The sequence below is a fragment of the Cardiobacterium sp. genome (assembly GCF_057314735.1).
The window spans coordinates 34944-46074 of the sequence record NZ_DBHKZK010000049.1 but is presented as its reverse complement, the minus strand read 5'-3'; the positions used below and the strand labels follow the sequence as shown (position 1 = coordinate 46074).

Annotated in this window: 7 protein-coding genes and 1 pseudogene; 5 read left to right on the top strand and 3 right to left on the bottom strand. The window is 61.2% G+C overall.

The window, feature by feature from the left end; translation table 11 throughout:
• A pseudogene (locus ACO54Z_RS05940) lies at positions 1-2152 on the bottom strand (hypothetical protein); the annotation flags it as partial.
• Between the two features lie 347 nt (positions 2153-2499).
• Here ACO54Z_RS05940 and ACO54Z_RS05935 point away from each other — a divergent pair.
• Positions 2500-3414, top strand: coding sequence for a phosphatase PAP2 family protein (locus ACO54Z_RS05935; RefSeq protein ID WP_485996194.1), 915 nt, complete (start codon positions 2500-2502; stop codon positions 3412-3414).
• Here ACO54Z_RS05935 and ACO54Z_RS05930 read toward each other — a convergent pair.
• Positions 3368-4231: an EamA/RhaT family transporter gene (locus ACO54Z_RS05930; RefSeq protein ID WP_485996193.1), complete on the bottom strand. Its 864-nt coding sequence runs from the start codon at positions 4229-4231 to the stop codon at positions 3368-3370. The two genes, ACO54Z_RS05935 and ACO54Z_RS05930, sit on opposite strands and share 47 nt — an antisense overlap.
• A gap of 370 nt (positions 4232-4601) precedes the next feature.
• A complete protein-coding gene (locus tag ACO54Z_RS05925) occupies positions 4602-6614 on the bottom strand; it encodes a ComEC/Rec2 family competence protein (RefSeq protein ID WP_485996192.1) in 2013 nt (670 codons plus the stop codon).
• Between the two features lie 339 nt (positions 6615-6953).
• Between ACO54Z_RS05925 and ACO54Z_RS05920 the strand changes: the two genes are divergently transcribed.
• From ACO54Z_RS05920 to trpC, 4 genes are read left to right on the top strand one after another with little or no spacing between them, the layout of a single operon-like run.
• Positions 6954-8669, top strand: coding sequence for a tetratricopeptide repeat protein (locus ACO54Z_RS05920; RefSeq protein ID WP_485996191.1), 1716 nt, complete (start codon positions 6954-6956; stop codon positions 8667-8669).
• Complete coding sequence (locus tag ACO54Z_RS05915; protein WP_485996190.1) at positions 8666-9223, top strand: pseudouridine synthase; 558 nt, start codon at positions 8666-8668, stop codon at positions 9221-9223. Before ACO54Z_RS05920 ends, ACO54Z_RS05915 begins: the two co-directional genes overlap by 4 nt.
• Before the next feature lie 11 nt (positions 9224-9234).
• On the top strand, positions 9235-10260 hold the full coding sequence (gene trpD / locus ACO54Z_RS05910) for an anthranilate phosphoribosyltransferase (RefSeq protein WP_485996189.1): 1026 nt from the start codon (positions 9235-9237) through the stop codon (positions 10258-10260).
• Between the two features lie 3 nt (positions 10261-10263).
• Positions 10264-11058, top strand: a complete 795-nt coding sequence (gene trpC / locus ACO54Z_RS05905; protein ID WP_485996188.1) for an indole-3-glycerol phosphate synthase TrpC — start codon at positions 10264-10266, stop codon at positions 11056-11058.
• The last annotated feature ends 73 nt before the right edge of the window (positions 11059-11131 follow it).

The following is an 11131-nucleotide window of genomic DNA, read 5'->3' as shown; positions in this document are numbered from 1 at the left end:
GGACGTCAACGGTGACCGGCTGGCCTTTCGTGCCTTTCATGGTGTCGGCGTTGGCAACCGGCGCGTCGTTGCCCGGTTGCGGCTGCGGGTTCGGATTCGGCGGGGTGATCACGTCATCCGGTGCGGTCAGGCTGGCCTCGTTGCTGGTGTTGGTACCGTCGCTGTTTTTCGCAACCACGGTGCTGCCGTCTTTGACGGCTTCCGGCCCAAGGGTGACTTTGCCTGTCGCTGCGTCAACATCAACGTCTTTCGGCAGGGTGCCTTTCGCCGTCCATTTGCCGCTTGTGTCTTTTTCTACCGTAATGGTGTGGGACTGTCCCTGTTCGTCGGTGTAGTTGACGGTCAGGGTTTTTGCCTTGTTATTCGGGGTGATGACGACTCCGCCCTGGTGCGCGGTATCAGCAACCACGGTCGGTGGATCAATGGCCGGCGGGGTGGTGCTGGTTTCGTTGTCGGCGACAACGCTGGCGTCAGCGCTGGTGTTGGTGCCGTCGCCATTGTTTGCCTTGACGGTGCTGCCGTCTTTCACCGCTTTTGGTTCCAGCGTCACTTTGCCGCTGGTCGCATCTACGGTCACGCCGGTCGGCAGCGTGCCTTTCGCTGTCCATTTGCCGCTCGCGTCCTTGTTCACCGTCACGGTGTGCGGTTGTCCCTGTTCGTCGGTGTAGTCAACGGTCAGGGTGTTCGCCTTGCTGTTCGGGCTGATGGTCACGCCACCTTTGTGCGTGGGGTCTTTGGCGACTACCGGCGGCTCAATGGTTTGCGGGTTCGGATTGGGATTTGGCGGCGTCGGCGTGCCGTTGTCATTGTCGGCGATGACACTCGCATCGGTACTGGTGTTGGTGCCGTCGCTGTTTTTCGCGGTTACGGTTGAGCCGTCCTTGACGTTTTCCGGGCCAATGGTCACTTTGCCTGTTGCCGGGTCAATGGTGATGCCGGTTGGCGTGGTACCGTCAAATTTCCAGGTACTGCCGTCTTTTTTGGCAGTCAGGGTGTGGGGTTGCCCCTGCTCGTCGGTGTATTTGACTTCAAGGGTGGTTGCCTTGCTGTCCGGGGTAATGGTAACGCCACCCTGATGCGCCGGGTCTTTGGCGACGGTCGGCGGGTTGATTGCAGGATTCGGTGAAGGATTTGGATTCGGCGAGGGGTTCGGGCTGGGTGAAGGGTTCGGACTCGGCGAAGGATTCGGATTGGGATTCGGCGGATTGGGAGTGTTGCCCGCATCGTTGTCGGCGATGACGGTGGCGTTCATGCTGGTATGGCTGCCGTCGCTGTTGGTTGCGGTGACGTTTGAGCCATCCTTGACGCTGTCCGGGGCAAGGGTGACTTTGCCGGTGTTCGGGTCAACGGTCACGCCGTCCGGCAGTCCGCCTTGTGCCGTCCACTTGCCATCCGTGCCCTTGCTGACGTGCAGGGTGTGTTCATGACCGGCTTCGTCGGTATATTTGACGTCCAGGCTGGTCGCCTTGTTGTTCGGGGTGATGGTGACGCCGCCCTTGTTTGCCGTGTCTCTCGCCACGGTCGGCGGAGCGATGGTTTTCGGATCCGGGGTTGGATTCGGGTTCGGGTTCGGCTGGTGGTTATCGTCGTCGTGGTGTTTTTTGTGTCTGTGGTGGTTGCGTGCCGCGAGACCGATTGCGGTCAGCCCGCCCAAAGCGGCGATGCCACCGAGGATTGCCCACGGACTCCAGCCGCCTGCCGCGCCACTATCGGCCGGAATGACCCCGGCAAAGCTGGAATCACCGCCCAGTGCCTGTCCGGCGGCAACGTGGTCGGCGAGCATATGTACCGCATCGCCCTGTTGCGCGGTTTCCGGGACGTAGGGGTAAAACGAGCCGTTTTCGTGCTGCCCGACCAGCAGGTTCTTGCTGCCGTCCGGGTTGAGACCATAGTAATTGTCGATAATCAGGCTCGGCGATTCGATGCTTTCGCCTTCAAAGGCGACGTAGAGATCGTTACCGACGCGCTCGGTCATGATGTTTTCCGGGCCGTACTGTGTGCTCAAATCCGTGAGCTGGTAATAAACGTTGTCAACGGCGCGAACGTGTACCGGGCTGCCATTCCCTGTATTGATACTGACCTGATCGACAATATCTGCACTATTGCTGCTGCCCTTAACCCTGGCAAGCGTCAAAGCGATTTGTTTAGCCATATATACCTCTAATATAACTAAGTGAAAGCCAAGCGGGTAAACACCCGATGCGGCGATTGAAACGGATTGAGAGCCATCCTGGGCGGAGAAATCCTGCGGCTGCTCTCCCTGCGTGCCTGGCGGCACACCGCGGCTATACGGTTAAAATTCATAACCCTATGGCACGACGTAAGGCAATCTTACCCCAAGAAAATCTATATTTCCACTTTATTACAAATCATAAAACTTGTCGTAACTTTACAACGCATTTTCCTTTTGAATAGCCAAAAGATACAGGCGGGAAAACTGCTATCATAACTGCGTCCAATCGTACCGGACAGAAGCAACCCCATGATTTTCCGCAGCTATTGAACATTACGGATTTCCTTCATCCTCCCGGCGACAATCGCTGCGGCGATGACGGCACCCCGCTGAACATTCACAACATCGGCCACGAACCCCAGGAAGAAAACATCCTCAACCAATACCCGCGCATCACCCCCCTACCGTTACCAACCATGACCAAACGCCTCCTCACCATCATCGCCCTGCTCCTCCTCGTCCCCATCGCCTTCTGGCTCACCGGCTGGCACTGGCAGGGCAACGAAGTCCCGCTTGCCCGCCTGCTCTGGCTCATCACCCAAACCGCGGGCAGCCCCGTCGCCTTCGCCAGCATCATCGCCCTCACCGCGTTGCTCTGCTACAGCCACCGCCGTGGCGAAACCCGCGCGCTGCTGCTCGTCGTCCTCATCTCGCTCGGTGCGACCCAAATCAGCAAAAGCCTGCTCAAACCGCTCATTGGCGAAGCGCGCCCCTACGTCGCCGTCCTCAGCAAACACGACCCCGCCCGCATCCGCGCCTTCTACAGCGTGCCGCGCAGCGCCCGCGCCGACGCCGTCCGCAACTACTACGCACGGGCAGAGCACCAAACCCCTCCCTACCTCATCGCCCACCGAGCCAAAGACACCGGTTACAGCTTCCCTTCCGGCCACACCACCTTCGCTGCCAGTTGGGCGCTCCTCTTCGCCGGCATCATCGGCTACGCCAACCGCCGTCGCCTCATCATCAGCGGCGCCGTCACCGCCTGGGCCATGCTGGTGATGGCGAGTCGCGTCTGGCTGGGGATGCACTACCCGGTGGACCTCGCCGGCGGTGTCATCCTCGCCTGCGCCATCCACCTGCCGCTGCTGCGCGCCTGGGAGCAGCGCCACACCTCGCTACGCCTGCGCCGCCTGCTCACGCGGCTACAAACCTGGCATACGCCAAACAGCCAACCGCGATAAGCGCCAGCACCACCCCGGCGACATTCACCGGACGCAGGCGCTCGCGGAACAGCCCGGCACCGACCAGCGCGCCGAGGACAATCACGCCAACATTCATCCCGGCGAAGACCACACTGGGATTCTCCCTGAGCGCCGCGTGCGCCTGCAAATAACAAAAAATATTGCCGAAATTCAGTACGCCGAGCAGCGCCCCACCCGCCACTGGCGCGCGCGACCAGCGCGTCCGCCGCGCCCACAAAAAAGCGAACGACAACAGCGCCGCCAGCACAAACACCAACAACAACAGCGCCGGAAACGCGCCCGCCGTCGCCAGCGACAACCGCTTCAACAACACATCAATCACACCATAACCGAGCCAGACCCCGGCCAGCCACAGCGCCGCGTGCCGCCCGCCGCCTTCGCCCGCCGCACCATCGCGCTGCAACAAACAGGCGAGTGCGGCGAACACCAGCACAATCCCCGCCACCGACCACGGCGACAACCGCTCGCCGAACCACAAAAACGCTGCCAACAGCGGAATCACCAGCGCCACCCGCTGTGCCGCATCGGCACGGACAATCCCCGCCGCCTGCACCGCCCGCCCCATCACCACAAACACCAGCGGCAACAACACTCCCAGCAGGGCGAACAGCCACCACGACGCCCAAAAGCCGTCCGCATTTGCCCATGAAGGCCGCGCTACCAGCCAGGTCAAGGCCGCTGCCACCGGATAATTGACCGCCACCATCTGCGCCAGCGCCCACTGCCGCCGCCGCGCCAGTTTCAATAACACTGACACCGCCACGCTGAAACAGACACTTAATAAAAGAAAAAACATAATGACCTCCAAAAGAACGTGCGCATTACCGGTATATATAGCGAAACTCACAAAGTTCTGTACAAGGCGCGCCGTACAATCACGTACTGTCTTCGGCAACGCGCCTTGTCTGAAACTTTCGGTGGATGGCTAGATTTATCATGCACCATCCGCGCAGCCAGACATACCGTCATGGCAACCGTAGCAAAAAACCATGATATAGCGATATCTGACGAAAGACCGTCCGCTACAGCAACGAATCGGTAGAGAGTGTGGCGGCCACACCGCCACACATCCTACGCACGGCGCCCGCTGTGGGCGCTGCAAGGGAGGGGGCAATTCGACGCAGCCATTCAAATTTGTGCGGATGAGCAGCATTTTGAACAGGCGCTTACGGAGCGGTGAGCGGGGTGTCGCCAAAGCGGGCGGTGCAGCCTTCATCCGTCTTGATAAAGGTAATCCCGGCAGGATTGTGCGCCGGGCAGTAAATGACGGGGTAGGGCAGGGCGGTATTGATGACGGTGCTGTACACCGGCGTCTCCGGGTAGGCGTCCAGCAGCGTTTTCAGCGCGCTCACCTCGCGCAGGTTTTTGCCGGTCAAGACAATGGCGTCCGGGCGCTGGTAATGGCGGCGCAGTTCGGGCAGGAGATAGCGCGCAGCATCGTCGCGTCCCAAGTTGCGGTGGCGCAGCCCGGTATTGACGATGACGGTTTTGTCGCCCGCGCGCAGGATGGCGCTGCCGTTCGGCGCGTGGTAGTCGCCCGCCGGGGCAAAGGTGGTGATGCAGGCGCTGGCGAGGGTGAGGGCGAACCACAGGGCGGGTTGCCGCAATAGCGTTGACGGTTTGCGGACTGGAGGCTGTTTATAGGCCGTCGCTGATGCGGATGGTTTGCTGCCCCCACCCCAACCCTCCCCCACGGGGGAGGAGGCAGTTCGATGGGCGTTCGCAGGGCGAAGCGCGCAATCGCGAGCGGCCCCGGTCTTCCAACGGGCGCCGTTCACGGAAATTTCATCCATATTTTCAAACCGCAGCGGTGTGCGCCGTCGCGTCAGTGTCAGCAGGCAGGCGGCGGTAAAGAGCAGCGCGGTGGCGGTAGTTGGCTGCCACGGCGGTTCGAGGTAGGCGAGGGCAGGGCGGGCGAGTTGTGTCAGCGCGCGCAGGTAGTGGTCAAGCAGCCAACTGGCAGGCGTGGCGAAAACGGGCAACAGCAGCGCGAGGATGGCGAGGGTCAGCACTGGCGCCAGCCACGGGATGAGGACAAGGTTGGCGGCGGGTGCTATCAGGCTGATGCCGCCAAAGAGCGCCCAGCCGAGCGGGGTGAGGATGGCGGTGATGAGGACTTGCAACAGCAGCCATTGTTTCAGCGGGCGCAGTTTGCGCCAGAGCGGCAGGCTGTAGAGGATGATGGCGACGGCGGCAAAGGAGAGCCACGCGCCCGCCGCGCCCAGTTGCCACGGGTTTTGCAGCAGCAGCGCGAGGGCGGCGAGTTTGAGCGCGTCGCGACCACTGCCCAGCACCGGCGCGTGCCAGCAGAGGGCGACGGTGGCGAGCATCACCCAGGCGCGCAGCACCGGGGCGGCGGCGCCGGTGAGGAGGGCGTAGAGCAGGCTGGCGGCGAGGGTGCCATGCAGGGCGAGGGTACGCGGCGCGATACCGTGTCGCCAGCGCGGCGGCAGGCTGGCGAGCGGCACGCGCAAAACGAGGTAAATCAGCCCGGCGATGAGGGCGAGGTGCAGGCCGGAGATGGCGATGAGGTGCGAAGTGCCGCTGCGGCGCAGGCGGTTTTGCGCATCGGCATTGAGACCGCTGCGGTCGCCGAGCAGCAGCGCGCGCAGCCACGGGCGCTGGTCGGGCGGAAAAATGCGGTCGATACGGTCGGCGAGGGCGAGGCGTTGGCGCAGCGTCCACGGTATTGCCGCATCGGCGACGGGTTCCGCTTGGCTCAGGGTGGCGTAACCGCGCAGACGCTGGCGCTGGTCGGCGGGGCTGGCGCTGCCCGGTTTAAGGTACAGGCGGGCGCGCAGGCTCTCGCCCGGACGGCGCGCGACGGGCTGATAATCGCTGACGGTGAGGCGGTCGCCCGTGGCGAGCGGGCAATCGCCGGGGGCGGTGATGACGGCGGGGAAGCGGCTGCCGACGGGGTAATTGCGCAGGGGAAAATCGGCGACGCGCAGGGTGGCGGCGCAGCGCGTGTCCACGGCGACGGGCGCGGTGAACTGCCACGGGCTGTGCATCCACAAGGCGGCGAGCAGGGCGATGGCAAGGTAGCGGCTTATGCGCGGCCAGAGCAGAAGCAGCGCCAGCGGCAGAAGCCACAACGGCGGCGCGAACTGCCAGGCGCAGGCGATACCGGCGGTGACGGCGAGCAGGGTGCGGTCAAGCGGGGTGAGGGGATAAGGCATGGAAAACGGTGGCCGTCGGCAGGGGCGGGTTATGATAGGGGAAGTGGCGGGGATTGCTATATAGCCATCCACCGAAAGCTTCATACGGTGTTGCGTCGCCTGACCGGGCACCCTAAAAAATGGCGGAGCCATTTTTTAGGGAAACCCGCGCCGTACAAAAGCGTACTGTCTTCGGCGACGCGCCTTGTCTGAAACTTTCGGTGGATGGCTATACATACTCCTCCCCCGCCTTCGTGTATGTATCAACGGGTCGTCAAGATAGGCGGGGCAACGGTGATGGCATAAAAACCGCCGCCATGCGCAAGCATAACGGTAAAAACAGAATGGAGGGAATGATTGATGGGTGAAGAAGGTAGCTGGCAGCAAATCGAGCTGGCGCAAGAAAATGGCGATTATAAAAAGATGGCCGCATTATTGTTGCCATTGGCGGAAAATGGCGATGAGGAAGCACAATATACTTTGGCAGGCCTTTGTGAAGCGGGTAATGGCGTGCGCAAAAGCCTTAAAAAGGCTTTCTTATGGTATGAAAAGGCGGCATTGAAAAATCATGTGCTGGCGCAATACAAAATGGACTGTTTTTATGAAGATTTTGGTTCAAACCCGGTTCGCAGGAATCTCGCCAAAGCGGCAGAATGGTACAAACTGGCGGCAATGCAGGGAAATGCAAAAGCGCAACATCGTCTTGGCTCGCTTTATTATTACGGAAACGGTGTCGAGCAGAGTACAGTTGAAGCGATAAAATGGTATCAAAAGGCGGCAATACAGGGATTGGCAAATGCACAATGCGATATGGGATTTGTTTATGCTCATGGTTATGGTGTGCCGCGTGATGATGCGATGGCCATTTACTGGTATGAAATGGCCGCCATGCAGGATAGCGGTTATGCGCAATCTCATTTGGCGCATATGTTTTTGCGTGGTATAGGCACGCCGCATAATTATGGCAAGGCTTATGCGCTATACAAGATATTGGCAGGCAAAGGTGAAGTGGATGCGATGCACCATGTGGGAATGTTTTATGAGTTTGGCAAAGGGGTCATACAAAGCAACCGCTTGGCGCGTTATTGGTACAAAAAGGCATTGACCCTGAAAAATGATCCGATATATGAGCGGCAATCTTTATATGTGCAGCATTCTCTTGAGCGCCTCGCGCTGCGGGAAAAAGGCATGGTGCTGTATGTCATAGATTTTGCCGAATCTGCCCCGGAGCGGGCGACGGATAATGCTGCGGAATGGTTATTCGCCAATGGTTTGTGTCTGGCAGATATGCAGCCGGATTATTTGGGCATGGTTTCGCCCGTGTTGCCGCGGGTGGATGCGGTATTTCCGTCATTGGTTAGGGAAAAGGATTTGTCGGCGTGGCAGCAGGCTTTTGCCGCGCATCAGGCGGGCGACCGTTTGTCGGCTTTTGCGCAAATGCGCGCATTGGCGGAAGGCGGCGATGCGGATGCCTGGTATGTGTTGGCGTTAATGTATGTGGATGGCGTGGTCATGGAAGCAATGCATTTTCAGGCAGAGTTGGCGTTGGGTGAGGTGCGGGGCAAGCGGGAATGGCTGGCACGCTGGCATATGGCACAAATGTTTTATGGGGCGGAAAAGGCTGATGCGCTGTTGCGTCCACTGAAACCCGGTTCGACGGCGCGCAGGATGTTGCAGGAATTGGCGGAAATGGATTATCCGCCCGCGCAGAATGCTTTTGGCTGTCTCCAGCGGCAAATGTCAGCGCATGGCTTTATGGATAATGGGATGAGCAGCGACGAGATGGCGGATTTTTGGTTTGCACGGGCTGCCGCGCAGGGTGATGCGATGGGGCAATTTAATTTTGCCCTGGCGTGCGAGCGGGGTGAATGCGGTACGCGCGATGGGGTGCAGGCATGGGCGTTTTATGAGAAATCCGCCGCGCAGGGTTTTGTCCCGGCGCAAATCCGCCTGGGGGTATGTTACCGCGACGGTAACGGCGTGCTGCGGGACAAGGCGAAGGCGCGCTATTGGCTGGAAAAGACAGCGGCGCAGGGCGATGCGACGGCAGCGCAGACGTTGGCGGGGTTGGCGTGAGCAGGCTCATTCTCTTCAACAAACCCTTCAACGTCCTCTGCCAGTTCACCGACAAGTCCGGGCGGGCGACGCTCGCCGATTTTATTGATGTGCCGCGCGTTTATCCCGCCGGGCTTTTGGATTATGACAGCGAGGGGCTGGTGCTGCTCACCGATGATGGCCGTTTGCAGGCGCGCATTGCCGATCCGCGTTTCAAGTGGGTGAAGACGTACTGGGTGCAGGTGGAAGGGGTGCCGGATGCGGCGGCGCTGGCGCAGTTGCGCGCGGGGGTGTGGCTGAAGGACAAGGGCAAGCGCGAGGCGCGGCGGACGTTGCCCGCCGGGGTAAAAGTCATTGCCGAGCCGCCGCTGTGGCCGCGCGTGCCGCCGGTGCGTTTCCGCCTGTCGGTGCCGACAGCGTGGCTGGAGTTGTCCATCCGCGAGGGACGCAACCGTCAGGTGCGGCGGATGACGGCGGCGGTCGGTTTGCCGACGCTGCGGCTGGTACGGGTGCAGGTTGGTGATTGGTCGCTGCGCGGGTTACAATCCGGCGACTGGAAACAGGTTTTTATTTAAGGAGTTTTTTCATGAAGGCTGCGATTGATTTGTTGGTGCGCGGGCAGGATGTGCCTGCGCCGATGATGCGCGAGGTGATGTTGGCGCTGATGCAGGGCGAGGCCGATCCGGCGGCAGTGGGCGCGTTTTTGACGGCGCTGACCATCAAGGGCGAGACGGTCGCCGAGGTGACGGCGGCGGCGCAGGTGATGCGCGAGCTGGCGAAACCGGCGGATTTGGGCGGCGGCGTGCTGGTCGATCCGGTCGGCACTGGCGGTGATGGCGCCAGTCTTTTTAATGTTTCCACCGCAGCGGCAATTGTCGCGTCGGCGGGCGGGGTGAAAATCGCCAAGCACGGCAATGTTGCCGCCAGCAGTGCTTCCGGCAGCGCCGATGTGTTGCGTCAGGCGGGCGTGGTGGTGGATTTGGAACCGGCGCAGGTCAAGGCGTGCATTGAGGAAACGAATTTTGGTTTCCTGTTCGCCCAGGCGTATCACCACGCGATGCGCCATGTGGTGCCGGTGCGGCGCGCGATTGGTATCCGCACGGTGTTCAATGTGCTGGGGCCGCTGTCGAATCCGGCAGGGGTGAAGCATCAGATGCTGGGCGTGTTCAGCAAGGCATGGCTGCGGCCGATGGTCGAGGTCGCGCGCGCGCTCGGCGGCGAACGGGTGCTGACGGTGCATTCGCACAACGGGCTGGACGAGTTCAGCGTCACGCATCCGAGCGATGTGGCGGAGTTGCGCGCCGATGGCGAGATTGTGGAATACACGGTCAATCCTGCCGATTTTGGCATGAATTACCGCGACCACAGCGCGTTGCAGGTGAAGAGCGCCGCTGACAGTCTGGCGCTGATTGAAGCGGTGTTCGCGCGCGGCGAGCCGGGCATCGGTTTTGATATGCTCGCGCTCAATGCGGCGTCGATTTTTTATGTTGCCGGGACGGTCGCCGGTTTTGCCGAAGGGGTCGAGCTTGCCCGCGCGATTATGCGCGATGGTCGCGCCACGGCGCAGTTGCAGCGCATTGCCGCCTGTTCGCAGCGGCTCAAGGGGGTGTGAGCGATGGCGACGATTCTGGATGATATTCTCGCGCACAAGCGGCAGGAGGTCGCGGCGCAGAAGCAGCGGGTCGACATGGATACGCTGGTCGCCAATATCAGCGCCAGCAATGATGTGCCGCGCGGTTTTATGAAGGCGTTGCAGGCGCGCGTTGCCATTGGCGGCACGGCGGTGATTGCCGAGGTGAAGAAGGCGTCGCCGAGCATGGGCGTCATCCGCGCCAGTTTTGACCCGGTGGCGATTGCCGAAAGTTATGCGGCGGCAGGCGCGACCTGTTTGTCCGTGCTGACCGACGAGAAGTATTTTCAGGGCAGTGGCCGCTATTTGCGCCTGATTCGCGCGGCGGTCGGCCTGCCGCTGTTGCGCAAGGATTTTATTGTTGATGAATACCAGATTGTTGAGGCGCGCGCGCTCGGCGCCGATGCGATTCTGCTGATTGTCGCCGCTTTAAGTGATGGCGAACTGGCGGCGTTCACCCGCCTCGCCCACGATTTGGGGCTGGATGTGCTGGTCGAGGTGCATGACGAAGCGGAATGCGAACGCGCGCTCAAGCTGCCGTTGCGCGTGATTGGCGTCAATAACCGCAACCTGCACGATTTCTCCGTCTCGCTCGATACCACCCGCCGCATCAAGGCGATGGTGCCGCCCGATTACCTCGTCGTCAGCGAAAGCGGCATCCATACCCGCGCCGACATTGACGCGCTGCAAACCGATGGCGTCAGCGCCTTCCTCGTCGGCGGCGCGCTGATGCAGGCGGACGACCCCGGCGCGGCACTCGCGGCGCTGCTCGCCAAATAACGAACGTTAATCGCGTGGCGGCGGAGCGCTATGGCACAATCCGCCGCCTTTAACTTGTCCACCGGAAAACCGC

Coding starts and splice junctions, on each gene's coding strand:
- ACO54Z_RS05930 (WP_485996193.1), bottom strand. CDS start 4,231: ATGTTTTTTCTTTTATTAAGTGTCTGTTTCAGCGTGGCGGTGTCAGTG.
- ACO54Z_RS05925 (WP_485996192.1), bottom strand. CDS start 6,614: ATGCCTTATCCCCTCACCCCGCTTGACCGCACCCTGCTCGCCGTCACC.
- trpC (WP_485996188.1), top strand. CDS start 10,264: ATGGCGACGATTCTGGATGATATTCTCGCGCACAAGCGGCAGGAGGTC.
- ACO54Z_RS05920 (WP_485996191.1), top strand. CDS start 6,954: ATGGGTGAAGAAGGTAGCTGGCAGCAAATCGAGCTGGCGCAAGAAAAT.
- trpD (WP_485996189.1), top strand. CDS start 9,235: ATGAAGGCTGCGATTGATTTGTTGGTGCGCGGGCAGGATGTGCCTGCG.